Origin of the sequence: Actinoplanes sp. NPDC049548, from assembly GCF_040676695.1 — a bacterium.
Classification (GTDB): domain Bacteria; phylum Actinomycetota; class Actinomycetes; order Mycobacteriales; family Micromonosporaceae; genus Actinoplanes.
The window spans coordinates 69,668-93,677 of record NZ_JBFAPM010000023.1 but is presented as its reverse complement, the minus strand read 5'-3'; the positions used below and the strand labels follow the sequence as shown (position 1 = coordinate 93,677).

The 24,010-nt window shown below is 71.0% G+C and carries 27 protein-coding genes; 18 read left to right on the top strand and 9 right to left on the bottom strand.

Going from position 1 to position 24,010, the window contains the following annotated elements; translation table 11 throughout:
* The first annotated feature begins 22 nt into the window (after window positions 1-22).
* Window positions 23-670 carry a ZIP family zinc transporter gene (locus AB0J80_RS32825; RefSeq protein ID WP_364712869.1) on the top strand — a complete coding sequence of 216 codons (648 nt, stop codon included), beginning with the start codon at window positions 23-25 and terminating at the stop codon, window positions 668-670.
* Window positions 671-956: 286 nt separating this feature from the next.
* Here the strand turns inward: AB0J80_RS32825 and AB0J80_RS32820 are convergent, their stop codons facing one another.
* Complete coding sequence (locus tag AB0J80_RS32820; protein ID WP_364712867.1) at window positions 957-1,268, bottom strand: hypothetical protein; 312 nt, start codon at window positions 1,266-1,268, stop codon at window positions 957-959.
* A gap of 190 nt (window positions 1,269-1,458) precedes the next feature.
* Window positions 1,459-2,001, bottom strand: coding sequence for a hypothetical protein (locus AB0J80_RS32815; RefSeq protein ID WP_364712864.1), 543 nt, complete (start codon window positions 1,999-2,001; stop codon window positions 1,459-1,461).
* 125 nt (window positions 2,002-2,126) lie between these two features.
* Here AB0J80_RS32815 and AB0J80_RS32810 point away from each other — a divergent pair, with 125 nt between their 5' ends.
* Window positions 2,127-2,300 carry a hypothetical protein gene (locus AB0J80_RS32810; protein ID WP_364712861.1) on the top strand — a complete coding sequence of 58 codons (174 nt, stop codon included), beginning with the start codon at window positions 2,127-2,129 and terminating at the stop codon, window positions 2,298-2,300.
* Between the two features lie 134 nt (window positions 2,301-2,434).
* Entirely contained in the window at window positions 2,435-3,157 is a 723-nt protein-coding gene (locus AB0J80_RS32805) for a hypothetical protein (RefSeq protein ID WP_364712858.1), read from the top strand.
* A 94-nt stretch (window positions 3,158-3,251) separates the two neighbouring features.
* Here AB0J80_RS32805 and AB0J80_RS32800 read toward each other — a convergent pair whose 3' ends face one another.
* A complete protein-coding gene (locus AB0J80_RS32800; protein WP_364712856.1) occupies window positions 3,252-4,088 on the bottom strand; it encodes an LLM class flavin-dependent oxidoreductase in 837 nt (278 codons plus the stop codon).
* Window positions 4,089-4,347: 259 nt separating this feature from the next.
* Between AB0J80_RS32800 and AB0J80_RS32795 the strand changes: the two genes are divergently transcribed.
* On the top strand, window positions 4,348-6,486 hold the full coding sequence (locus tag AB0J80_RS32795; protein ID WP_364712853.1) for a S8 family serine peptidase: 2,139 nt from the start codon (window positions 4,348-4,350) through the stop codon (window positions 6,484-6,486).
* 9 nt (window positions 6,487-6,495) lie between these two features.
* On the opposite strand, the gene AB0J80_RS32790 is transcribed toward AB0J80_RS32795, so the two are convergent.
* Window positions 6,496-7,236 (bottom strand): leucine-rich repeat domain-containing protein, encoded by a 741-nt coding sequence (locus tag AB0J80_RS32790; RefSeq protein ID WP_364712850.1) that lies wholly within the window; start codon window positions 7,234-7,236, stop codon window positions 6,496-6,498.
* Window positions 7,237-7,339: 103 nt separating this feature from the next.
* Between AB0J80_RS32790 and AB0J80_RS32785 the strand changes: the two genes are divergently transcribed.
* Window positions 7,340-7,942, top strand: a complete 603-nt coding sequence (locus AB0J80_RS32785; protein WP_364712848.1) for a hypothetical protein — start codon at window positions 7,340-7,342, stop codon at window positions 7,940-7,942.
* A gap of 42 nt (window positions 7,943-7,984) precedes the next feature.
* Here AB0J80_RS32785 and lysS read toward each other — a convergent pair whose 3' ends face one another.
* Both lysS and AB0J80_RS32775 read right to left on the bottom strand, forming a co-directional pair.
* Window positions 7,985-9,709, bottom strand: coding sequence for a lysine--tRNA ligase (gene lysS / locus AB0J80_RS32780; protein ID WP_364712846.1), 1,725 nt, complete (start codon window positions 9,707-9,709; stop codon window positions 7,985-7,987).
* Between the two features lie 70 nt (window positions 9,710-9,779).
* Entirely contained in the window at window positions 9,780-11,237 is a 1,458-nt protein-coding gene (locus AB0J80_RS32775) for a peptide MFS transporter (RefSeq protein WP_364712844.1), read from the bottom strand.
* Window positions 11,238-11,315: 78 nt separating this feature from the next.
* Between AB0J80_RS32775 and AB0J80_RS32770 the strand changes: the two genes are divergently transcribed.
* The 6 genes from AB0J80_RS32770 to AB0J80_RS32745 all read left to right on the top strand — a co-directional run bounded on the left by AB0J80_RS32770 (window position 11,316) and on the right by AB0J80_RS32745 (window position 15,714).
* Window positions 11,316-13,601, top strand: a complete 2,286-nt coding sequence (locus AB0J80_RS32770; RefSeq protein ID WP_364712843.1) for a bifunctional diguanylate cyclase/phosphodiesterase — start codon at window positions 11,316-11,318, stop codon at window positions 13,599-13,601.
* 31 nt (window positions 13,602-13,632) lie between these two features.
* Window positions 13,633-14,163, top strand: coding sequence for a MarR family transcriptional regulator (locus AB0J80_RS32765; protein ID WP_364712840.1), 531 nt, complete (start codon window positions 13,633-13,635; stop codon window positions 14,161-14,163).
* 88 nt (window positions 14,164-14,251) lie between these two features.
* Window positions 14,252-14,446, top strand: a complete 195-nt coding sequence (locus AB0J80_RS32760; protein ID WP_364712838.1) for a hypothetical protein — start codon at window positions 14,252-14,254, stop codon at window positions 14,444-14,446.
* The gene (locus tag AB0J80_RS32755; protein ID WP_364712836.1) at window positions 14,443-15,069 is read left to right on the top strand and encodes a putative glycolipid-binding domain-containing protein; all 627 of its coding nucleotides are present in this window, start codon (window positions 14,443-14,445) and stop codon (window positions 15,067-15,069) included. Before AB0J80_RS32760 ends, AB0J80_RS32755 begins: the two co-directional genes overlap by 4 nt.
* A gap of 118 nt (window positions 15,070-15,187) precedes the next feature.
* Window positions 15,188-15,544 (top strand): hypothetical protein, encoded by a 357-nt coding sequence (locus AB0J80_RS32750; RefSeq protein WP_364712834.1) that lies wholly within the window; start codon window positions 15,188-15,190, stop codon window positions 15,542-15,544.
* Entirely contained in the window at window positions 15,541-15,714 is a 174-nt protein-coding gene (locus AB0J80_RS32745; protein WP_364712831.1) for a hypothetical protein, read from the top strand. The genes AB0J80_RS32750 and AB0J80_RS32745 overlap by 4 nt, the downstream gene beginning before the upstream one ends.
* Before the next feature lie 155 nt (window positions 15,715-15,869).
* Here the strand turns inward: AB0J80_RS32745 and AB0J80_RS32740 are convergent, their stop codons facing one another.
* Window positions 15,870-16,883 (bottom strand): radical SAM protein, encoded by a 1,014-nt coding sequence (locus tag AB0J80_RS32740; protein ID WP_364712829.1) that lies wholly within the window; start codon window positions 16,881-16,883, stop codon window positions 15,870-15,872.
* Between the two features lie 76 nt (window positions 16,884-16,959).
* Here AB0J80_RS32740 and AB0J80_RS32735 point away from each other — a divergent pair, with 76 nt between their 5' ends.
* Genes AB0J80_RS32735 through AB0J80_RS32725 form a run of 3 tightly spaced genes read left to right on the top strand, consistent with a single transcriptional unit; the run spans window position 16,960 to window position 19,866 of the window.
* Window positions 16,960-17,316 carry a PRC-barrel domain-containing protein gene (locus tag AB0J80_RS32735; protein WP_364712826.1) on the top strand — a complete coding sequence of 119 codons (357 nt, stop codon included), beginning with the start codon at window positions 16,960-16,962 and terminating at the stop codon, window positions 17,314-17,316.
* Window positions 17,317-17,329: 13 nt separating this feature from the next.
* Window positions 17,330-18,262 (top strand): Ku protein, encoded by a 933-nt coding sequence (locus tag AB0J80_RS32730; protein ID WP_364712823.1) that lies wholly within the window; start codon window positions 17,330-17,332, stop codon window positions 18,260-18,262.
* A 2-nt stretch (window positions 18,263-18,264) separates the two neighbouring features.
* Window positions 18,265-19,866, top strand: a complete 1,602-nt coding sequence (locus tag AB0J80_RS32725; RefSeq protein ID WP_364712821.1) for a DNA polymerase ligase N-terminal domain-containing protein — start codon at window positions 18,265-18,267, stop codon at window positions 19,864-19,866.
* On the opposite strand, the gene AB0J80_RS32720 is transcribed toward AB0J80_RS32725, so the two are convergent.
* Window positions 19,842-20,510 carry a response regulator transcription factor gene (locus AB0J80_RS32720; protein WP_364712819.1) on the bottom strand — a complete coding sequence of 223 codons (669 nt, stop codon included), beginning with the start codon at window positions 20,508-20,510 and terminating at the stop codon, window positions 19,842-19,844. The two genes, AB0J80_RS32725 and AB0J80_RS32720, sit on opposite strands and share 25 nt — an antisense overlap.
* 67 nt (window positions 20,511-20,577) lie before the next feature.
* On the opposite strand from AB0J80_RS32720, the gene AB0J80_RS32715 reads away from it, so the two are divergent.
* From AB0J80_RS32715 to AB0J80_RS32700, 4 genes are read left to right on the top strand one after another with little or no spacing between them, the layout of a single operon-like run.
* Complete coding sequence (locus tag AB0J80_RS32715) at window positions 20,578-20,973, top strand: hypothetical protein (RefSeq protein ID WP_364712818.1); 396 nt, start codon at window positions 20,578-20,580, stop codon at window positions 20,971-20,973.
* Window positions 20,974-21,030: 57 nt separating this feature from the next.
* A complete protein-coding gene (locus AB0J80_RS32710; protein WP_364712815.1) occupies window positions 21,031-21,357 on the top strand; it encodes a hypothetical protein in 327 nt (108 codons plus the stop codon).
* A gap of 44 nt (window positions 21,358-21,401) precedes the next feature.
* Window positions 21,402-21,995, top strand: coding sequence for a sigma-70 family RNA polymerase sigma factor (locus tag AB0J80_RS32705; RefSeq protein ID WP_364712814.1), 594 nt, complete (start codon window positions 21,402-21,404; stop codon window positions 21,993-21,995).
* A gap of 52 nt (window positions 21,996-22,047) precedes the next feature.
* Complete coding sequence (locus tag AB0J80_RS32700; protein WP_364712811.1) at window positions 22,048-22,557, top strand: hypothetical protein; 510 nt, start codon at window positions 22,048-22,050, stop codon at window positions 22,555-22,557.
* Between the two features lie 13 nt (window positions 22,558-22,570).
* Here the strand turns inward: AB0J80_RS32700 and AB0J80_RS32695 are convergent, their stop codons facing one another.
* Complete coding sequence (locus tag AB0J80_RS32695; RefSeq protein WP_364712809.1) at window positions 22,571-23,884, bottom strand: S8/S53 family peptidase; 1,314 nt, start codon at window positions 23,882-23,884, stop codon at window positions 22,571-22,573.
* Window positions 23,885-24,010: the final 126 nt, after the last annotated feature.

Here is a 24,010-nt window from a genome sequence, read left to right as displayed (position 1 = left end):
CGCGCCCGTACCCCGGCACGTCGTGGCGGCCGTCATGGGCTTCGGCGCCGGCGTTCTGCTCTCCGCGGTCGCGTTCGAGCTCATCGAGGAGGCCGACGAGCGCGGCGGCCTGACCCCGACGGTGATCGGCGCCGTCAGCGGTGCCGTTGTCTACACCGCCTGCAACATCCTGCTGGCGCGGCACGGGGCCCGGCATCGCAAACGCTCCGGGGACCAGCAGCCCTCCGAGAGCGAGGACTCCGGATCCGGTACGGCCATCGCCCTCGGCGCCCTGCTCGACGGCATCCCCGAGTCGATCGTGATCGGGGCGAGTCTGCTCGGCGGGGGTGCGGTCGGGGCGGTCACCGTCGCGGCGGTGTTCATCAGCAATGTGCCAGAGGGGTTGTCCAGTGCGGCCGGTATGCGTCGTGCCGAGCGGGGTCGGCGGTATGTCTTCGGGCTGTGGGGCGGGATCGCTCTGGTCAGTGGGTTGGCGGCGTTGGCCGGGTACAGCCTGTTGGGTGGGGCTGGGGATGCCGTGCTGGCCGGGGTGACCGCTGTGGCCGCCGGGGCGATTCTTGCCATGGTGGCCGACACGATGATTCCCGAGGCGTTTGAGAACGCTCATCTGTTGATCGGGCTTGTCACTGTGGCCGGGTTTCTCGTCGCTTTCGGGTTGTCGCATGCTTGAGGGTTCTGCTTGCGGTGGGACGGTCGGGGGCCGGGGTGACCAAGACGGCTGGTGGGGCGTTTCTACGCCGTTCTTGGTCACCCCGGCCCCCGACCTTGCGTGGGGGCATGCGGCGGGTGGGTGAGGGGTTGCTCGCTGCTTCGTGCGTACTTCAGCTTGCGGTCACCTTGCGGTGGGTGGTCTGGCTTCCGCGTTGTGGTTGCGGTGGGTCGGGTTGTTCTGCAGGCCCGGCTTCGTCGGTGGTCAGGCGGACGTACCGCGCCGGTTGCGGTCGTCGGCCTTCCCTTCAGGTGCCGGCTGCTTGGCTGGTCAGCGACTGAAGGTACTTGTTTCGCCTCAGCGCCGGCTGTTGCCAGAACAACAGTCTCAGGGCGTCAGCCAGGGCTTGGTCCACGAGCTGGTCGAACTCCTCCGCGGGGCACGAGCCGTTGATGCCGCGGCCGTCGTGTCCACCTCGGATACGCAACCACACCGTCCCGCGCTGTCTCGAAAACGACCACTGGTCACCCCGGTCGGACAGTTCGATCTCCGAGGTGCCCCCGCGCCGCATTGTCGTCCGCGCTGCCTGCAGCATCAGGACGAAGTCGAGGATGCTCACCGGCCCGTTGGTCATGGTCTGGCTGAAATCGACTCCACCGAGCTGGAAGACGATGCTGACGCGGAAGTTCGTCCATGAACGCCGACTGAGGCAGGTCTTCGAACGGGGTCGGACGCGATTGCGCGTCCGCCGGGGCCCAGTCCCGCCTCCATGACGGATCTTGCGGATCAGGGGTGAAGGTGATGAGCTTCTACAGCTGTGCGCTGTGCGCGGAAGCGAGCTCATCCAAGCGTTCCCCGACATCGCGCCACGGCTGCAGGTCGAATTCCTCGATGAGGAGCTGCAGCATCTCCGCTTGTCGCGACCCCGTGGGCTCGTAGTCGGCTTGTAGTTGAGCGATCGCTTCTGGGCGCTCCCATTGGTAGGCCAACCGCTCCAGGCCGAAGTAGCCGCGTGCGCGACCGAGGGCGAGGAACTCGCGCAGATCGCTGCCCAGGACGTGGTTAGGAGTATCGAAGGCCATCGGGACGGTCATGACAATCGGTGCGGATCCGCCGCTGCCGGTGACCAAAGCGGAGAAGTGGACCCCGTCTCCGCCGGTAGACGCGATCATGATGCTATTGGCCGGAGTGACGTCGTAGTCGCACCTGCGCTGTTCAGCAGGATCTTCCAAGAACAATCCGATCCGCTCGAAAACGGAGGCCGGTTCATCGCGTTCTTCCAGAGCCAGCCGCTGGGCCAGGCGCCACAACTTGGTCCAGTCCGCAATGCAGGCCTCCGGCAAAGAGCTCATGTCGCGAGTGTGTCAGCCAGCACGGGGAGTCGGTGGATGAACGCCTCCGCTAGCGCAGTTTGACGCCGCAGCGACCGCACTGTCACGCCGCCGTCCGTGGGCGCGGCCCGCCTCACTCTCATGCCGTGATTCCCGGCGGTGGACTCGTTCTGACGTCCTCGCCGGGCAACGATCAGCCGCTGCTGGAGAAGACCGCAGCGGCTGATCCATCTGCCTCGTACTTGTCCGCCATTCCCTCGAACGTCATTCCGGCCTTCAGCAACGTCTCGACCGCAGTCGTGCCGTTCAACTCGACGTAGCACCGTTGGCACGTTTCCGTGAGTTGCCGGGGCGGCGGAGCCGCGATGCTGACTTCTGCCCGGGCGTCACGGTCATGGGACGCCGGGGAAGGCGCATCGCGCCGCATGAACTCACACGGGGAAGGAACACTGCAATGCATCGTCTCGTCCAGGTCTTGGGTGCGACCACGCTGGTGGCTCTGGTTGCCGCCTGCAGCAACACCGCGACCGGGCATGAGGACGCCGCCGCCGTACCGGGCGGTGCCGCTTCCTCCGCGGCCGCACCCGCCGCCTCGGCCGTACCCGCCGCCTCGGCCGTACCCGCCGCCTCGGCCGGTGATGCTGCGGAAGCCGCAGCGACGCCCCGGCCGTCGTCGTCGAGCACGGCGCCGGCGCCTGAGCTGGTCAAGACGAACCACACCGATTCGGCCCGCCTGACCATTCGCCCGGACCGGATCGGGCCGTTGAAGATCGGCATGAGTCTGCGGGCGGCCAAGGCGACCGGCTTGATCGTGGTCAACACCGACCAGGACGCTGCCGGGCCTGACGGCTGCGTCAGTGCGCACTGGAAGGGCCAGTCCAAGGACGTCTGGATGGTCTTCAACGGCAAGTACGGGCTGCGCGCCGTCGACTCGTTCGGCGACCAGAAGACGCCCGAGGGCATCAAGCCCGGCAGCACGCTGGCCGCGGTGCGCCGCGCCTATCCTCACCTCACGTGGCGCGTTGACGGCGATGACACCCCTGCCGCCCGGCGGACCGGCGGTGACGCTTTGGTGGATGCCGTCAAGGGCGACGGCGCGCACTACCGGATCAGCATCGAGAAGAAGAAGGTCACCGACGTACAGCTGGAAAGCGACCGGACCGGCTGCTACGAGTAGCAACCGGCAAGAGCCGGGATTCGCCTCCGCCGCGAGCCTGTCGCGACGGAGGCGACGGCGCCTGGTGCTTGAGGCGGGCGATGCCCCGACGCCATCACGGCACCAGGGCGCGGACGTCCTGTGCGGTGAAGCGCGTGAAGCCCTCGATGTCGGGTTCGTCGGCGGTCGGTTGCAGGATCACGGCGTCGGCTCCGGCGTCCGCGTAGCGGTTGACCATGGAAGCGATGTCCGCGGCGCCGCCGACGGCCGTCGTGTGTGCTCTGTCTGACTCGCCCCAGAACTCGAGTTCACGGGCCATGCGCTTCTCGGCGTCGGGGCCGGTGGCCGCGTGCACGTAGACCGTGATGGCTCTGGCCGCGGGCCTGGCGGCGGCGACTTCCTCCGGTGACGTGCCGGCCGTCAGCAGGATCCCGTCGGCGACCTCGCAGGCGAGTGCGCGGGTCTTGGTTCCGGTCGCTCCGGCGTAGATCCGGGCGGTAACCGCCGGCGGGTAGTCCAGTTTCACCTTGTCGAGCTTGACGTAGCGGCCCGAGGTGCTGACCGTCTCGCCGGCCAGCAGCGCCCTCAGCGCCTCGATGTGCTCGCGGAGCAGGGTCAGTGGCGACCCGACCCGCGCGCCGACCTGGCCCATCCAGTCCTGGACGCCGTGGCCGAGGGTGAGGATCGTCCGGCCGGGGAAGAGCCGGTGCAGCGTGGCGGCCTCCATGCCGAGCACCGCGACGTTGCGAAACGGCACCGGCAACAGACCGATTCCCACCGTCAGGCGATCGGTCCAGGCGAGGGCGGCGGCCGCGGAGGCGATACCGCTTTCGCGGAAGCAGTCCTCCCAGAGCCACAGCTCCTCGAGGCCGGCCTCGTCGGCGGCGCGCGCGACGGACCGCAGGCGTTCGGGCGGGTTCTGCGGGCGGAAGACCACACCGAGAGTCGTCATCATGGACGAGCCTAGACGGGGCCCTGGGCTGGCGTACGGTTCGCTCGGTCCGATCTCCACTCGAACGGGGTCGGTCGATCGCTGCCGGGCCGGCTCGGGCGGCGCGTCATCAGTGCTGTGCCGGACGATGGCCGTCCATGGTGGCGGCTGCGATGGTTTTCGTATGAAGAGAACTCGCCTATTTCGGATATCCACGGCAGGTGGAGGTCTGATTCTCGCCGTCGCGCTGGTGTCCGGTGTGCACGCCGACGCGGATGTCATGCCGGCTTCGGAATCCCCGGCCGCGACGATCGACCCCGTCCTCGCCGCGGCCGTGGAGAACGGCGCGGCCGACGCGATCGTGGTGATCCGGCACGACGACCTCACGGCGGCGGCCCGGGACTCCGCCGCCGACGCGCGCGGCGACGCGTCCGCCGGCACGCAGAGCCCGGATCCGGAGACGGACCTGACGGTCCAGCGCAATGCCGCGAACCGGGCCTATCTGCGGACGGCGCGAGCCGGATACGCCGAGCGCAAGGCCGGCGTGAACCGGTCCGCCTCCGGTGTTTCCGTGACGCACGACTTCGGTGCGTTCCCCGTCGAGCTGGTTCGTCTGTCCAGCAAGGACGACCTGCGGAAGCTCGCCGCCGATCCGGACGTGGCCAGTGTCTCGAGCCCGCGCTCCTACACGGACACCGGGAAGGACGACCTGAAGCTGATCAAGCAACCGGAGGTGGTGAAGAAGGGCGACGACGGCGAGGGCACCGCGGTGGCCGTGCTGGACAGCGGCGTCGACTACACCAGGTCGAAGTCGGTGTTCGGCAAGTGCCCGGGTGCCGGGTGTGCCGTCGTCGACGAGCACGAGTTCGCCCCCGACGACCACAAGCGCGACGACGGCGGTCACGGCACCAACGTCGCGAGCCTCGTCCTGCGCGTGGCGCCCAAGACGAAGATCATCGCCGGTGACGTCTTCGACGGGAAAGGCGCCACGGACGAGACGGTGATCCAGGGCATCCAGTACGTCGCCGACCACGCCGCGGAGCACAACGTCAAGGCGCTCAACCTCAGTCTCGGCAAGGCCACCCACGAGACGGCGGAATGCACCGGGTCGCCCTTCACCCCGATCTTCCAGACCCTCATCGACCTCGGCGTCCAGCCGGTCGTGTCGGCCGGCAACGACGGCACCGTGGACGGGAAGTACGTCGACGGGGTGGGGGAGCCGGCCTGCGTACCCGGCGCCTTCGTGGTCGGCGCCGTCTACGACGGCAAGTTCAAGAACCAGGCGTTCGAGCCCTGTACGGACAGCAGGACCGTTCCCGACCAGGTGACCTGCTTCAGCCAGGGCGGAGCGCTCGTCGACCTGCTCGCCCCGGGAAGCAAGGAGTCCGGGGGCAAGGGCATCGAGGAGATGAGCGGCACCTCGCAGGCGGCGCCGCACGTGTCCGGGGCGATCGCGGCGCTGGCCTCGGGGGACCCTGCCGACTCGGCGTCGACCATCGCCGCCACGCTCGCCGCCACCGGCCATCCGGTCACCGACGCGCGGACCGGTGTCGCGTACCCCCGGCTCGACATGGCGGCGGCACGGGCCGCGCTGCGGCACGGAGCGATCATCACCAACGGCACTGTGGGCCTGGGCGTCAACCAGCTGGCCGACCTCAACCTCGCCGGCCAGCGCGCCGACGCCGAGGGCGGAACGACCTACGGCCTGCGGCTCCTCAAGCCCAACTTCGACTACGTCTCGCCGGGCTGTGCCTGCGAGGGCTGGGGAGTGGCCGACACCAGGACCGGCCTGACCGGGTACGCGGACGAGGCCAGCGGCACCGACCACCTGGCCGCGGCGAAGTTCACGCACGGGCCCGACAAGGCCCTGTCGGTGGTGACCGTGGACGACAAGCTACAGGTCACTCACGAGTTCCACACGGTGAGGAAGACGAAGGCGCTGTTCCAGGTCGACGTCACGGTCAAGAACATCGGCAAGGACACGCTGCCGGACGTGGTCTATCGCCGGCTGGTCGACTGGGACATGGAGCCCACCGCCTTCAGCGAGTACGTGACGCTCCAGCGTGGCACGGCGGAGAAGATCCGGTTCAGCAGCGACAACGGCTTCGCGTCGGCCGATCCCCTGTCGGCGGGTGGCAGCGTGTCGTTCACCGGTGAGGCGGTCCGCAACGGCCCGGCGGACCACGGCGCACTGGTCGACATCGCCCTCGGCAAGCTCGGCAAGGGGAAGTCGGCCGGGTTCCGTCTCTTCTACGGCGCGGCAACCGACGAGGCGAGCGCTTTCGCGGCGCTCAAGGCGGTCAAGGCGGAGGCGTACTCGCTGGGTCAGCCCGGCCGCCGCGACGACGCGGTGCAGGGTGCCCCGGGTACGGCGATCCTGGCCTTCACCGGGGTGGGCGGCAAGGCGATCAAGTTCTGACGCCCGGCCTCATCCGAGGTCCACGTCCCCCTCGTCGGAACTGAGCTTCCGGAGGTGCGGAAGCCTGCGCAGCAGGGCCAGGGTCCGCTCCTCCGGCTCGCCGGGGAGCGAGATCTCCCGGAGCTCGGTCAGCTCGCCGATCCACTCGGGGATCTCCAGGATGTCGTTCATCCAGAGGCCGAGCACCCGCAGGTTGGTCAGGTGACGGACCCAGCCCGGCACCTCGGTCAGGCCGTTACGGGACAGCTCCAGGCGGGTCAGGCCCGTGAGCTGTCCCAGGGTGTCCGGCAGGCTCTCCGGCGAGTTGTGGAACCAGCCCAGGTACAGGTCGAGGTCCGTGAGGTGGGTCAGGTTGCCGATGCTCTCCGGGAGCCGGTCCGACCTGGTGTCGATCAGGGCGAGCTCGCGCAGGTTCGTCAGGCGGCCGAGGAGGTCGAGCGGTTCGCCCTCGAGGTTGTTCTCGCTCAGGTCGAGCTTGCGAAGGCCGGTGAGCGAGCCGACCACCTCGGGGACGTGTTCCAGGATGTTCCTCTGCACGTTGAGGTCCACCAGCCGGTCGAGGCCGCTCAGCCAGTCGGGCAGGTCGTCGAGGTTGTTGAACTGCAGATGGAGGGACTCGAGGTGGGTGAGGTCGCGGACGGCGTCCGGCACCTCGTGCAGCCCGCACCGGGACAGGTCGAGGGTCGGTGACTGCGCGGCGCGCGCGGCCTCGATCCGGGCGTGGGCCGATGACTGGTCGATGTCCCGCATGCGCCACATGCTAAAGCTGCGGCACCCGCGGGGCTGCGGAGATCATCACCGGACCAGTACCCTGACGCGGCTCGTCGTTCCCAGCACCGAGGTGGATCCCGTCGTGTCGTACCCGCAGCAGCCCGGTTCCAGCCCGCAGCCCGCTGAGCTGCCCTACGGGGCGCCGGCCTCGTTCGGCGCGCCGCCGCAGCCCGGGGCGCCCTACGCCCCGCCGGCTCAGGCCTCCTACGGCGAGCCGGCGCCGGCGCCGTACAGCGGTCCGGTGCAGCCGGCCGGCGTGACGGCGGGTCAGGCGGGGCAGTTCGCCGTGGTCGCCTGCCGGTTGTGCGGCAGTGTGCCCGCCGCGCCGGCCAAGTTCCGTGGTCATCAGGGATTCGTCATCGTCATGCGGTTCCTGAGCCTGGACGGGCCATTCTGCCGCGACTGCGGGCTTGGCACCTTCCGTGCGATGACCTCGCGCACCCTGGTGCAGGGGTGGTACGGCTGGGCGTCGTTCATCATCACGCCGATCACCGTGCTGCTGAACCTGTTCCGCCGCGGCAAGGTCGCGAACCTCGCCGCGCCGCAGCCGAACCCGTTCGGTCCCAGCCGCCCGCCGATGGATCCCGGGCCGCGGCTGCTGCAGCGGCCCATGACGATCATCGGGCTGGCGATCCCCTTCGCCCTGATCATCCTGATCGCGTTCCTGGCCAGCCAGGACTCCTGACAGCCGCCCGGGCGCGGCGGTTCGCCCGGGCGGGTTCGTGGGTCAGGCGCCGATCAGGCTGCGGATGCGGTCGGCGCCCACCGCCAGCAGCAGCGTGGGCAGGCGGGGGCCGGTCTCCTTGCCGATCAGCAGGCGGTAGACCAGGACGAAGAACGACCGCTGCGCGACCTTCAGCTCCGGGGTCGGCTTGGTGTCCGGCGGCAGGCCGGCCATGACCTTCGGTACGCCGTACACGAGCGTCGTCAGCCCGTCCAGCGACCAGCTCTCGTCGAGCCCCGCCGCGAGCAACCGCAGCGACTCGCGCTGGTCGTCGTCGAGGGACGCCAGCAGCTCCTTGTCGGGCTCGGCCAGGACCTGGGTGCGCGCCTCCGGGGGCAGCTGGGTGGTGACCCAGGTCTGAGCCCGGTCGAGGCGGGGCCGGACCTGGTCCAGGTCGGTCACCGGGCGCCGCGGGTCGAGGTCGCGCAGGATGCGCAGGGTCTGCTCGTCGTGGCCGGTGGTGATGTCGACGATCGAGGCGAGAGTGCGGTACGCGACCGGCACCGGCGTCGCCGGCAGCGTGACCGTGGCCGTCCGCACCGCGCGGTCGTGCGCGGCATCGTCGGCCGGTGCCGCCGTGCCCGCCTCGATCTTGGCCTCCAGGGCGTCCCACTCGTCGTAGAGGCGCTGGATCTCCGCGTCGAAGGCGACCTTGAACGCCTGGTTGGGGCGGCGGCGGGCGTACATCCAGCGCAGCAGCGGCGCCTCCATGATGGCGAGGGCGTCCGCCGGGGTGGGCACCGCGCCGCGGGAGCTGGACATCTTGGCCATGCCGCTGATGCCGACGAAGGCGTACATGGGGCCGATCGGCTGGGCGCCGCCGAAGATCTCCTGGACGATCTGGCCGCCGACCACGAAGGAGGAGCCCGGCGAGGAGTGGTCGACGCCGGAGGGCTCGAAGTGCACGCCCTCGTACGCCCACCGCATCGGCCAGTCGACCTTCCACACGAGCTTGCCGCGGTGGAACTCGCTGAGCAGCACGGTCTCGGTGAACCCGTCGGCGCACTCGTACGTCATCTCGGTCGTCGTCTCGTCGTACGCGGTGACCGTCGTCGTGTCCTTGCCGCACTGGGCGCAGTACGGCCGGTAGGGGTAGTACCCCGTGCTCGCCTGGCCGTCGTCCTCGTCGGCGGCGCCGGAGCCCTCGGCCGCCTCGGCGGCAGCGGCGGCGTCGGCCTCGTCGAGCTTGGCGTTCGCCTTCGGTGCGGCGGTGCGGCCCTTGGTGCGGTAGCGGTCGAGGATGGCGTCGATCCGTTCCCGCTCGCGCATGGCCAGGAGGATCTGGTCCCGGTACGCCCCCGAGGTGTACATCTCCGTCTGGGAGATGCCGCGGTACTCGATGCCGAGCTCGGCCAGCGAGTCGATCATCGCGGCCTTGAAGTGCTCGGCCCAGTTGGGGAAGCGGCTGCCGGGCGGCGCGGGCACGGCGGTCAGCGGCTTGCCGATGTGCTCGGCCCACGACGCGTCGATGCCGGCCGGCACCTTGCGGAACCGGTCGTAGTCGTCCCACGAGATGAGGTGCACCACCTCGTGGCCGCGCCGGCGGATCTCGTCCGCGACCAGGTGCGGGGTCATCACCTCACGCAGGTTGCCGAGGTGGATCGGCCCGGACGGGCTGAGCCCGGACGCGCACACCACAGGTTGCCCCGGCGAGCGGCGCTGCGCCTCGGCGATCACCTCGTCGGCGAACCGGCTGACCCAGTCGACGGCTCCTGCTGCTTCTGCCACGATCCCCAACTTCCGTTCTCGTACGCTCACCCCCATTTTCGCGGATCGGTCCGGGGCCGCTGAGCCCGGGTCAGCGCACGCCGCTCATGAGCCGGCTGATCGGTTTGGCCGCGAGCGCGAGGGCGGCGCCGACGACGATGGCGATCAGGCCGAGGATGCCGAAGTACGCCGTCTCGTGCTGCTCGCTGTAGTAGTTCGCCAGCGTGCCGGAGGCGGCGGTGCCCAGGGCGACCGAGAGGAAGAAGAGCGCCACCATCTGGGTGTGGAAGGCGGCGGGGGCGAGCTTGGTCGCCAGCGACAGGCCGACCGGCGACAGCAGCAGCTCGGCCACCGTGAAGACCAGCAGGATGCCGGCGAGGGCGAGCAGGGGCGCACTGTTCGGGCCGCCGCCGGCGAGGGGAAGGAAGAGCAGGAAGGCCACGCCCATGATCACGGTGCCCGCGGCGAACTTGACCGGCGTGGACGGCTGGCGCGGGCCCAGGCGGGTCCAGAGGGCGGCGAAGACACCGGACAGCACGATGATGAAGACCGGGTTGATCGACTGCACCCAGGAGACCGGCATCTCCCAGCCGAACAGGTCGCGGTCCAGGCGCTGGTCGGAGTAGATCGTGACGACGGTGAACTGCTGCTGGTACAGCGACCAGAAGACGGCGCTGGTGACGAACATGGGGATGAACGCGTACACCCGGCGGCGCTCCACGCCGGTGATCTTGTGACTGGTCAGGATCACCACGAAGTAGGCGAGAGCGGCGAGGGCGCTCAGCACGACCACCACCGTCGACAGGTACGCGGCGCGCAGCACACCGGTCGCGGCCAGCACGACGACGAGCAGGCCCACCGCGGCGGCGACCCCGGCGATCGGCAGGAGACGTCCGCGGGGCAGCGGGTTGGGCACGACGCGGGCGGCGCCGGTGAGGTGCTTGCGGCCGAGGGCGTACTGCGTGAGGCCGGCGGCCATGCCCAGCGCGGCGAGGCCGAAGCCCCAGTGGAAGCCCCAGTTCTTCTGCAGCAGGCCGGTGAGCAGCGGGCCGACCAGCGCACCCAGGTTGATGCCGAGGTAGAAGAGGGAGAAGCCGGCGTCGCGGCGCTCGTCGTGCTCGTCGTAGAGCGAGCCGACCAGCGAGGTGGCGTTGGCCTTCACGCCGCCGCTGCCGACGGCGATGAGGATCAGCCCCGTCGTGACTCCGGTGAGGCCGGGCAGCACCGCGAGGCTCACGTGCCCGGCCATCACCAGGATCGCGCTGAGGAAGAGCACCCGTTCGGGGCCGAGCAGCCGGTCGGCCACCCAGGCGCCGAGGATGGTGGAGAGGTAGACCGCTCCGCCGTACGCGCCGACGATGCTGGTGGCGGTGGCCTCGGACAGTCCCAGGCCCCCGTCGGCGGCGCTGTAGTAGAGGTAGATCAGCAGGATGCCCTGCATGCCGTAGAAGGAGAACCGTTCCCACAGCTCGACACCGAAGAGGTTGGCCAGTACGGGCGGCTGGCCGAAGAACGTCTTCTCCGGGCGGAGGGCCTGCTGCGTCGTCATGCCCCGGAACTACCACCACGTCCGGATCGATAAACGTCTCTATTCTTAAGCGACCTGCGTCACGGTCGATGGTCCGGCGTGAAGAACTGGCGTGAGCTCGGGGACCGCGCGGCCGATGCGGCCGTGGCGGGCAGTGGGTTGCTGCTGGCGGCGTTCCTCGTCTGGTACGCCGGCGGGTGGGGCGGCGAGACGCTGCGGGCGTACGTCACCGACGGCATCTACCCGCCGATCGCGCTGCTGTTCACCGTGCTGGGCGTGCGGGTGGTCCGGCGTGGCGGCCTCGAGCCGAGGGCGCGCCGGGCCTGGGGCTTCATCACGGCCGCGTTCTTCTGCCAGCTCGTCGCGCACACGTCGTGGTTCGTCGAGGACGCGGTGCTGCACACCGACGCGTACCCGTCGTTCGCGGACTACTGGTTCCTGGCCTTCGTGCCGTTCCTGCTCATCGGGCTCGTCCTGCTTCCCGGCGTGCACCGGAGCCGGCGCGACAAGATCAAGCTGGCGCTCGACGCGCTGATCGTCGGGGCCAGCTCGTTCATGGTGCTGTGGTACCTCGTGCTCGGCCCGCTGGTGGTCACCGAGGGCGCCTCGCCGGCCGGGCTCTTCTACTCTGCCGCCCTGCCGGTCGGGGACCTGGTGCTGGTGGTGGCCCTGGCGGCGGTGCTGCTGCGGCGCACGGAGATCACGCAGGCCCCCATCCGGCTGCTGGCCGGCGGTGTCGCGGTCTACGTCGTCGCGGACGTCTACTACAGCTACGTCCAGCTGCACGCCGGCTTCGTCGGCGGCTCCTGGCCGGACCTGTTCTGGCTGTCCGGCTGCTACCTGTTCACACTCTCCGCGCACCGGCAGTGCCGGCGGTCCCGCGCCGCCCGCGACGGGGTGCCCGAGCGGCGGGCGACGATCAACTGGCTGCCGTACGGCGCCATCGGGCTGGCCTACGGCCTGCTCGGCGTCCTCGCCCGCGAGCAGGGGATGTACCCGTTCGGCGGCATGATCGTCGGTGCCGTGCTGCTCACTGCCCTGGTCGTGGCCCGGCAGATGTACGCGCTGCGCGAGAACCGGCAGCTGGCGTTCACCGACGCGCTCACCGGGCTGGCCAACCGGACCCTGGTGAGCGAGCGCCTGGCGGAGCTGTCCACCCAGCCGGTGCAGGACGGCCGGCACGCCGCCGTCATGGTCATCGACCTGGACCACTTCCGGGCCCTCAACGACCGGTACGGCCAGGACGCCGGCGACGCCGTGCTGGCCGCGGTCGCCGGCGCCCTGCGCTCGGAGCTGCGCGCCGGCGACACCGCCGGGCGCCTCGGCGACGACGAGTTCGCCGTCATCCTGCCCAACCTGCCCGACCGGGCCGCCGCCGCCCGCATCGCCGAGCGCCTCGTCGAGGCCCTGAACACGCCGGTCATCCACGGCGAGTTCCTGCTCACGACCGGCGCCAGCATCGGCGTGGCCGTCCGCGACGAGCTCACCGGGGAAGGCGAGCTGCTCCTGCAGCACGCCGACGCGGCCATGGGTGCGGCCAAGCGTGCCGGCCGCAACCGCTACGAGTTCTTCACCTCGGAGCTGGACACCCGCGGCCGCGACGCCGAGCTGCGGCAGGCGATCGACGACGGCGACCTCGTCGTGCTCTTCCAGCCGGCCGTCGACCTGTCCAACGGCTCGGTCGTCGCCGTGGAGGCGCTGGTGCGCTGGCGTCACCCGGAGCGCGGCCTGCTGATGCCGGCCGAGTTCATCGAGCTCGCCGAGGAGACCGGCGCCATCGTGCCGCTCGGCGAGTGGGTGCTGCGGGAGGCCTGCCGCGAGGCGGCCCGCTGGCGTGACACCGTCCCGGGCACGGAGCACATGCGGCTCAGCGTCAACGTGTCACCGGCGCAGGTGCAGCAGCCGGCCCTGGTCGACACGATCCGCACCATCCTCACCGAGACCGGCTTCCCGGCGAACCGCCTGGTCCTGGAGCTCACCGAGGGCGTCATCCTGGAACCCGACTCGCACGTCGTCGCCCGTCTCGAGAGCCTGCGCCGGCTGGGCGTGAGCATCGCGGTCGACGACTTCGGTACGGGCTACTCGGCGCTGAGCTACCTGCGTCGCCTGCCGGTGGACATCCTCAAGATCGACCGCTCGTTCGTCACCGGCATCGCGGACGACCCGCAGGCTCGTACGGTCGCCGAGGCGGTCGTGCGGCTGGGCATGGCGTTCCGGATGAGCGTCGTGGCCGAGGGCATCGAGACCGCCGACCAGGCCCGCATCCTCGCCGCCATGGGCTGCGGCTTCGGCCAGGGTTTCCACTTCTGCAAGCCGCTGCACGGCCGGACCGCCGCCCAGGTGCTGCGCCGCACGTACCGGGACGTCGGCGCCACGGAGGAGTAGGCGCACCGTACGAACGTGCAATCATGTCCCTATGCAAGCATCTGCGGAAGGGGCCGCGAGCGCCACGGTCCAGGCGCTGATGCGGGCCAGCCGCGCGTTCGTGGGGATGACCGCGCGCTCGCTCGCGGCCGTCGAGGGTGACGTCACGCTGCCCCAGTTCCGGGCGCTGGTGGTGCTGGCCGTACGGGGAACGCAGCGCAGCATCGACATCGCCGAGGAGCTGGGAGTCAACCCGTCGACCGGCACGCGGATGCTGGACCGGCTGATCCGCAAGGGGCTGGTGCGCCGGATGCGATCGCCGTCCGACCGCCGGGTGGTGCGCGTACGCCTGACGCCGGCCGGTCACGACGTGGTGGAGCGGGTGCTCGTCCGGCGGCGGGCGGAGCTCGAACGGCTGGTCGCCGCCACCGAGGAGTTGTGGCAGCCGGCGGTGATCGACGCGCTCAGCGCCTTCGCCGACGCCGCGGGCGAGGCGTCGGAGCCGGACTGGTGGCTCGGCTGGGCGGCGCACCGCGAGGAGGACGCCGAGGACCGCGACCCCGGCGAGCCGGCCTCCGCGTGATCTCCCATGACGGCAGGCCGCATCCTGGCCAAGAACCTTGCATAGTGCAAAGATGGTTGTATGCCTTGGAGTCACGAAGGGGGTAGCAATGGACAGCAACGGTGAACACCATGTCGCTCGCATCGACGACACCATCACCCCGGGCACGCTGCACGCCCGGGCGGAGGCGGTCGCCGTCCCCGACTTCAACTACCTGGAGCAGACCGTCGAGGCCATCGCGGCCGGGCTGACCCAGGGCCGCCGGCGCCGGCGGCCGGCCGGCGACGAGGGAGGACCTCGGTGACCCCGTCGTCGACGGACCTGCTGGCACCGCGCACGGCCGCGCCGGCGCAGGTCACCCACCTGGCGTGGCAGCGCACCGACACCGTCGGCACCGAGCTGGTGTTCCCGTCCGCGGGGTCGGTGGAGGGCAGCTCTGTGGTCGCCGGCCCCCACCCGTACGCCTCGCAGTGGAGGGCGGAGATCGACGAGGCCGGGACGGTCCAGCGGCTGACGGTCACGTGCAGCGGCGCCGGATGGCGCCGCACCCTGCACCTGAGCAGGCAGGACGACCAGTGGTCGTGCCGCACCGAGGAGAGCGGCACCCCGTCCGCGGACGGGCCCCCGCCGGGCATCGACGACCCGCTGCGCCTCGGCCCGGACGCCGTGATCCGGCTCGGCGACTCGCCCGCCTCCGTCGGCTGGGCCGTGCGCCGGCTGGGACTCGGCGCGGACTCCGGCCCGGTCACCGCGCCGACCGTACGGGTCCAGCTCCCGTCGCTGGCCGTGCTCCCCGGCGTGTCGACGTTCCAGCTGCTCGGCACCCACCGGCTCCGCGTCACCGGCGACGACCCGGCGTGCACCTACGAGCTGGACGACGCCGGCACCGTCACCTACCAGCCCGGCCGCTACCGGCTCGTGCGCTGACCGGTCTTGGGGGCAGGGGCACCTACCTGCCGTGCGGAGGGTGCTGTGAGATCCTGGGTGCCGAGTCTTCGCGCGGCGAGTTGACGGTTCGGTGACCATGGAATATAAGGCAATGACGATGGCTGACCTGGCTGTCCGGCTGGCCGGTCAGCACGACGACAAGGTTCGATGGAAGTACGTGTGGGAGTTCCTCGAGGAGTATCGCTGGGAGCCGGTCGACGCCAAGCCCCGGTTGTTTCGCGACGAGCCTGACAGAGTCGGTGAGCAGTGGGACGCTCTGCTGGCCGCGTTGGCGGAACACCTCGCCGCTCAGCTCGATCTTGCGCCGCCGTCCTGGTCACGCTCGCGTGTCCTGGCTACGCCGTGGTTCCCTTCGCACCTTCCGTCCAAGAGGATGGAGGCGCTCGTCTGGGCGCCTGCAGCTCTTCGCAAGCACGGTGTCTTCCTGTCCTCGCGTGACCTCGAGGCCGCATGAGCGACGACGGCCTGCTGGGGCGCGCGGAGCTGGAACGCGCCTTCACCGCCCTCGGAGAACGTCTGGTCCGTAGAGGTGTCGTGGCGGATCTCTTCGTGGTCGGCGGTGCCGCCATGGCGCTCGCGTACGACGCGAACCGCGATGAAGGCGTTCGCGGCCAGGAGTCGTGACGAAGAGGACCTGCGGACGCTGGCCACCATCATGGGCATCAGCACTCTCGCGGCCGCCCTCGACTTGTGCGAACGATTCTTTCCCGCCGAACCTCTGCCGCCCAGGTCGCAGGCGGTCCTCGAGGATCTGTTCGGTCTCGCAGAGAGCTGACCGGTCAGAACGTGCGGTGGTAGAGCGAGCACCCCCGGCAGACCTCCGGCGGGTCGTCGCCCGCCAAGCGGCGGCGGAAGTCACGGTACGCCGGCCCGCGCCAGATCTCCGGGAACGTCTGCTCGGTCAGGTTCCCGAGCGACACCCGGTCGTCGCCCATGACCATGCAGCACGGCTGGACCACGCCGGCGCTCGTGACGTACGCGGCCTCCCATGGCCACGAGCAGCCTCGCCGGTCCGGCCCGGGGCCCGCCTCCGGTACGCCGAGGGCGGGCAGGCGTACCTTCAGGCCGCGTTCCCTCGCCGCCTCGGTCGCGGCCGCGAACGCGTGGCGGGCGCGGTCATCGTCGGCGCCGGTCCACAGGGCCTGGTCCGCGGTGAACCGGCGGATGCCCTCGTAACCTCCGGCCGGGTCGGTGTCGGAGAAGCTGTGCGAGAGGTTCTGCACGTGCAGCTCGTCCACGCCGAGGTCGGCGAGCAATCGGACCAGGTCGGGCAGCTCGCCGATGGTGTCGCGCATGGCCACGAAGACGACGCGGATCCACGGCGTCGCGCTGCCGGCTTCCCGTTTCGCCGCGACCAGGCCGGCCAGGTTCCTCACCACGGTGGCGAAGTCGGCGCCGTCGCGGATGGCTTCGTACGCCGTCGCGTGCGCGCCGTCGAGCGACACGTGCACCCAGTCCACCCGGCTCTCGACGAGCTCGGCGGCGCGGCGGGCGGTGAGCAGGGTGGCGTTGGTGTTGAAGCCGACCGTGATGTGCCGTTCGACCGCCGTGCGGATCATCTCCGGCAGGTACGGCGACAGCAGCGGCTCGCCCAGGCCCTGCAAGGTCAGTCGCCGCAGCCCCGGGACCTCGGCCACCAGCCGGTGGAACAACTCCGGGCGCATCGCCCCGGCGAGCTTGTTGACCGGGGGCCGGTAGCGCACCAGGCACATCATGCAGCGCAGGTTGCACGCCGAGGTGATCTCGAGCTGCAGGTGGCGGGGGAGCGGCGGATCATCGAGGCCGGTCGACATAGGCGGGGATTGCCCGGCCTCACGGGTCACAAACCGCGGCCGTTTCGACCCGCGGCGTGCGGGAAGATACAGGGGCATGTTCCCCGCTGAGAACCTGCGCGACTGGCGCGGCGAGAAGGTCATCGACCCGGCCGGCGACAAGATCGGCGAGCTGGAGGCGGTGTACGTGGACACCGCCACCGACGAACCCGCCTTCGCGACGGTCAAGGTCGGCTTCATCGGCCGCCACAAGCTGGCGTTCGTGCCGCTGGGCGGCGCGACGGTCAGCCCGTCCGCGGTGCGGGTGCGCTACGACAAGAAGCTGGTCGGCGAGGCCCCCTCCATCGACCTCGACGGCGAGCTGACCGCCGCCGACGAGCCGGCCGTGTACGCGCACTACAACCTCACGTACCAGCCGGGCGCGTCGGGCGAGCGCCGGCTCGGGCGCCGCTGAGCGGGCACGGGTCATGGCGCGCCCGATCTGGACCGGCTCGATCACCTTCGGCCTGGTCTCCGTGCCGGTCGGGCTGTACTCGGCCACCCACGAGCACGAGGTGTCCTTCCACCAGTTCGAGAAGGGCACGGCGGACCGGATCCGCTACAAGCGGGTCAACGAGCGCACCGGCGACGAGGTGGAGTTCGACGACATCGTCAAGGGCACCGACGTGGGCGGCGGGAAGCTGGTCATGCTCGAGCCGGACGAGCTCGACTCGGTGGCGCCCGGCCGGTCCCGCAGCCTGGAGATCCACCAGTTCGTCGACCTGGACGAGATCGACCCGATCTACTACCAGAAGACCTACTACCTGGCCCCGGGCAGCGACGAGACCATGAAGACGTACGCGCTGCTGCGGGACGCGATGAGCGACGCGAACCGCGCGGCGATCGGCACGCTGGTGATGCGGAGCAAGGAGTACCTGGCCGCGATCCGCCCGGACGGCGACCTGCTCGTGCTGCAGACGATGTACTTCGCCGACGAGGTCCGCGACCCGAAGGCGGAGCTGGACCGGATCCCCGGCAAGGCGAAGGCCAAGCCCGCCGAGCTGAGCATGGCGGCGCAGCTCATCGACTCGATGTCGGGCCCGTGGAAGCCGGCGGAGTACCGCGACACCTACACCGACCGGGTCAACGAGCTGATCGAGGCCAAGAAGAAGGGCAAGGAGGTCACCGTCGCGGCCGAGGCGCCGGAGCCGACGAACGTCACCGACCTGCTCGAGGTGCTGCGCCGCAGCGTGGAGGCCGCCAAGAAGTCGGCGAAGGCGCCCGCCAAGAAGGCCGCCAAGAAGGCGGCGCCGAAGAAGAAGACCGCGACCGCGAAGAAGACCACGGCCGCGAAGAAGACCACGACCGCGAAGAAGACCACGACCGCCAAGAAGACCACCGCGAGGAAGCGCGCCTCCTGACCGTGCCGCCCGATCCGCTCACGACGTACCGGCGCAAGCGGGACTTCGCCCGGACCCCGGAGCCCGCGGGACGCCCGCTGCCCACCGCTGCGGAGGGGGTCCGGCGTTTCGTGGTGCAGCGGCACCGGGCGACCCGGCTGCACTACGACTTCCGGCTCGAGATCGACGGGGTGCTGGTCAGCTGGGCGGTGCCGAAGGGGCCCACCCTGGACCCGGCGGTCCGCCGGGCGGCTTTCCACGTCGAGGACCACCCGCTCGAGTACTTCGACTTCGAGGGGGTCATCCCGGCCGGTCAGTACGGCGGTGGCGACGTGATCGTCTGGGACGCGGGCACCTGGGAGCCGCACGCCCGCCGGGCCGGGCGCAGCGTGGACCCGGTTCGCGAGGTGGCCGCCGGTGAGCTGCACTTCGACCTCGACGGCGAGAAGCTGCACGGCCGGTTCGTGCTGGTCCGCACCCGGACCGCGGCGTCGGGCAAGGAGGAGTGGCTGCTGCTGCACAAGCGGGACGCGTACGCGGTCAGCGGCTGGGACGCCGAGGACCATCCGCACTCGGTGCTCAGCGGTCGCACCAACGACGAGGTGAAGGCCGATCCCGACCGGCTCTGGCGCTCGGGCGAACCCGCCGCGCGCGCCGCCGTGACGCTGAGGGCGGCGCCCGTCACGGACGACGAGCTGGCCGAGCTCGACGGCTTCCGCTCCACCGGCACCTGGACGATCTTCGGCCGCCGGCTGCGGGTGACGAACCTGGACAAGGTGCTGTTCCCGGCCCGGCCCGGCGAGGAGCCCGTCACCAAGCGGGATTTCCTGCGCTACACCGCCACCGTCGCGCCGACGCTGCTGCCGTACCTGGGGCGCCGGGCGCTCAACCTGCACCGCTACCCGGACGGCGCGGGCACCAAGGGCTTCTGGCAGAAGGAGGTGCCGGACCACGCGCCGCAGTGGCTGCCGCGCTGGGACAACCCCGACGCGGACCCCGGCGAGACCCGCACCTACCTGGTCGTCGACGAGCCCGCGGCCCTCGTCTGGGCGGCGAACTTCGGTGCGCTCGAGTGGCACCCGTGGACCTCGCGGACCGAGGCGCCGCGGCTGCCGACGTACGCCCTCATCGATCTTGATCCTGGCGGCACGACGGGCTGGGACGACCTGCTGGCGCTGGCGCGGCTGCACCGCACCGCGTTCGAGCACCTCGGCGTCACCGCCCGCCCCAAGGTCACCGGCCGGCGCGGCATCCAGATCTGGGTGCCGATCGTGCCCGGGCCGAGCTTCGACGAGACCCGCGCGTGGGTCGAGCAGCTGTCGCGGACGGTCGGCGCCGTGCTACCCGACCTCGTCAGCTGGAAGTGGCAGAAGAGCGACCGCAACGGTCTGGCCCGCCTCGACTACACCCAGAACGCGATCAACAAGACCCTCGTCGCGCCGTACAGTCCGCGTCCGGCCGCCGGGGCCCCGGTGTCGGCGCCGATCGACTGGGACGAGCTGGACGATCCGGCGCTGCGCCCGGACGGCTTCACCGTGCGCAGCATCCTGCCGCGGCTGCGGGAACGCGGCGACCTCTTCCGCGACGTGCTGGACAAGCCTCAGAAGCTGCCGCCGATCCGGTAGCCGGAGCGGTGGACGGTGTGGACGACACCCGGCTCCCCGAGCTTCTTGCGCAGGTTCATGACGGTGACCCGCACGACGTGGGTGAACGGGTCGGTGTTCTCGTCCCAGGCCCGCTCGAGCAGCTCCTCGGCGCTGACCACCCGGCCGCGGGCGGCGAGCAGCACGTGCAGGACTGCGAACTCCTTGTTCGTCAGGTTCAGCACCTTGCCGTCGCGGGTGGCGACGTGCCGGGCCACGTCGAGGACGATGCCCTCCTGCTCCAGGACGGGCGGCACGGCGGGCGTCGATCGCCGGCCGAGCGCCTGGACCCGCGCGGCCAGCTCGGCGAAGGCGAACGGCTTGGTCAGATAGTCGTCCGCGCCCAGGCCGAGGCCCTCGACGCGGTCGCGCAGCCCGGCCGCGGCGGTGAGCAGCAGGACCCGGGTCTCCACGTCGTCGGTACCCGCCACCCAGCGGCAGACGTCGTCGCCGGTGCGCCCGGGCATGTCACGGTCGAGCACCGCCACGTCGTAGCGGTGGACGGTGATCCGCTCGAACGCGGTGTCGCCGTCGTAGCAGACGTCCACGGCCATCGACAGGCGCCGGAGCCCCTGTGCCACGGTGTCCGCCAGGAGCCGTTCGTCGTCCGCCACCAGCACTCGCACGCGGGGAAGTGTGCCCGCCGCCGCATAACGTGCTCGTCAAAGATCGGGCACCGTATCGATCATCGTCGTGAGGCGCCTATGGTGGCGGGTATGGCGGGACGAGACGCCGGCGGCGACGACGCTCCGCTTCGGCGACGACCACACCGCCGCGCACGAGATGCGATCCACGGCCGAGCGCGAGGCGGCGCTGTCGCAGCGCGAACAGCTCATGTCCGAGCAGGAGGAGCTGCTCGACGAGCGCGAGACGGACCTGACCGATCGGGAGATCCTGCAGGAGCAGCGGGAGATCCTGCAGGACGAGCGGCAGTTCCGGCGCCGGCTGCTGGCCGACCAGCGCGATACGGCGGCCGACCGCAGGCAGCGCGCGGCGGACGAGCGGGAACGGCGGCTCGACCGACGCGAGGCCTACCTCGACGAACGGCAGATCGGGGAGCGGCGGAAACCCCACGAACCGGGCGCATGAGCGAGTCTGTGCGTACACGCTGTAGCCAACGGGTGACGGCAGCGCGATTATCCAGGTATGGAGAGCAATGGCGCTTCCCCCGCGTACGGGTATGGAAAGTTCGGCCGGCCGTTGCACACGGCCCGGGATCGCGATGCGGAGGCCGTTCGCACCGCGTTGCGCAAGGCCCGCCTGCGGGATTTCAACGCCGCCCGGCATCCGCACGGCTTCGTCGTGCAGGATCTCGGCACGGGCGGTGGCAACAGCCGGCCGCTGCGGGTGCTGTACTGCGGCTTCGACCCGCCCGCCGAGCGCATCCTGCGCTACGCGGAGATCCTGACCGCGGCCGGGTTCAAGGTGGACGAGGATCCCGACGATCCGTACGCGCTGCTCGTGCACCCGTGACGCGCTCCACCGTGGTCCATGGTGATTCGGCGATCGGAGGCGAGATGAGCGACAGCGGACCGGTCGACGACGCGGCGCTCGTGGGCAAGGCGGCGGGCGGGGACCAGACGGCGTGGGACGAGCTCGTCCGGCGCTACAGCGCCCGGGTCTGGGCGATCTGCCGCGTCCACCGGCTGGCCCCGGCCGACGCGGCGGACGTCTTCCAGCAGACGTGGCTGCGGGTGCTGGAGAACCTGGACTCCCTGCGGGACCCGGCGAAGTTCGGCGGCTGGATCGGCACCACCTGCCGCAACGAGGCGCTCGCCGCCATCCGGCGGGCCCGCCGCGCCCAGCCCGTCGACGAGGCGTGGCTGGTCGACCGGCCCGGCGATCCGGAGGAGGACGACCCCGAGCTGCCGTTCCTGGTCGCCGACCGCGACGCCGAGCTCTGGCAGGCGTTCCGGCGGCTCGGTCGCCGGTGCCGGGACGTGCTGCGGGTGCTGGTCGTCGAGGCGGAGGACGGCCGGCCCTCGTACGAGCTCGCCGCGGCTGCGCTGGGCATGCCGATCGGCAGTCTGGGGCCGACCCGGGGCCGGTGCCTGACCCAGCTCCGCCGATTCCTGACAGAAGGTATCCACGGCGCCGGTGGCAATTCCTGACAGTGATGGACGCGCTACGCAACTGGTTTTCCCACCGGCCCGAGGAGACACCGTGAACGACGCGCACGACGACAGCCTCCTCGCCCGGCTCGGTCAGCTCTTCCGGGAGGCCGACCCGCCCCCCGCCGACGCCGTCGAGCTCGCCCGGCAGAGCTTCGGCCTGCGCGGCCTCGATGCCGAGCTCGCGGAGCTCGTCGAGGACTCCGAGGCGGCCACCGGTGACGCCGCGGTGCACCGGCAGGCCGTCGCCGTCCGGGATCCCGGGACGGCGCCCCAGCCGCGCCAGCTGACCTTCCAGGTCGTCGGCCCGCACGGCGCCGACGAGGTCATCATCGCGGTGCAGGTGGAGGCCGTGGGTACGCGGCGCCGGCTCACCGGCCACCTCGCGCCCCAGGGCCCCGCCCGCATCGAGGTACGCCAGCCCGCCGCCCCGGAAGCCCGCCGCGTCGACGCCGACGGCCGGGGCCTGTTCGTCATCGACGACGTGCTTCCGGGACCGATGAGCCTCACCTGCCGCCGCGCCGGGGCGCCCGCCATCGCGACACAGTGGACCCTGGTGTGAGCCCAGCACCCGGTCAGAGCGGGGTGCCGGGCAGCAGGTGGACCACCTTGCCGTAGTCGGGCCGGTCCGGCCGGCCGGCGACGAGCTGCTCGAACGCCTGCCGGGGGCTGAGGCCGGCGTCCTCGCCGCACAGGGCCGCCACCGCGGCGCTGATCTGCGGCGCCGTGAACGAGGTGCCGCTCCACGTCGCCCAGGAGTCCGGACCGAACTCGATAGTGGGGGAGAGGTCCAGCTCGGGCGGCAGAAGACCCTTGACGAACGTGGAAACGATGCCGACGCCCACCGCGGAGCAGTCCAGCCAGGACCCGTGGTTGGAGAACGCCGCCGGGGTCAGGTCGCTGTTCAGCGCGCCCACCGCCTTCACCCCCGGGAAGGCCGCCGGATAGTGCTCCACGTCCAGGCCGTCGTTGCCGGCGCTGGCCACGATCAGGGCGTTCTCGTACGTGTCATGGATGTGGTCGACGGCCTCCTTCATCGCCAGCGGCGGGATGCCGTCCACGGCGGGTGCGCCGAACGAGGCGTTGATGATGAGCCGGTGTCCCGCGGCGTCGTCGGCGGCCCGGACGAGCATGTCGGCCGCCGCCTCGTCGGAGCCCAGGCCGTCGGGGCCGGTGAAGCGGTAGACCCAGACCTCGCAGTCCGGGGCGATCTGCCGGACGATCCCGGCCGCGAAGGTGCCGTGCCCGCCGAACCAGTCGATGCGCGTCGACGGGGCCACCTCGTCCAGCGGGTCCGTGCCCTCGTTGCGCACCTCGTGCATCCAGTCGTCGGTGCGGGGCTGGTCGGTCAGGCCGGTGTCCACGATCGCGACCCGTACGGGTGCGGTCGCGCCGTTGGTCGCGAAGGGACCCGGGGCCGTGCTGACGCCCGGGTAGGAGTTGCCTTTGATCACGTAGCCGAGCGGGACGATCACGTTGACGCCGGCCGGGATGCCGTGGCGGCGCAACGTGTCGGCGTCGGCGCGGAGAAGATCGAGCCGCCGCGGGTCCCGGCTGGTGAAGACCCGGGTCCGGCGCCGCCAGCCGGGCCCCTCGTGCTCCTGCTCCCCGCGGTAGCGGTCCAGTACCTCCCGCACCGGGCCGTCCGCCGCCCGTGCGGTGTCGACCACGAGCTGGTTCTCGGCCAGGAGGATCCGGCGGTCGCCGCCGTCCGGCGCGTAGCTCACGATGGGCCGGCCCACGGTGCGGCGGCGGGCGCGGATGCGTTCCACGATGTCGTGCTGCGCGGTCCTGAGCACCTCGACCTGGCGGCGGACGTCCCGCTGGTCGTTTGCCAGCTGTTCGGCCGAACGCCGGTCCTCCAGCGGCCAATGTGACTCGATGGTCATGGATATGTCCCCCTTTTCGTCGGTACGCTGACGACGACCTTCCCGCCGGATCCCCGGGTGGTGCCAGGTGGACACAGAGGTGGGCCTTCGGGAGGAGGCCGACGCCGCTTACAGAAGAGTCACGCT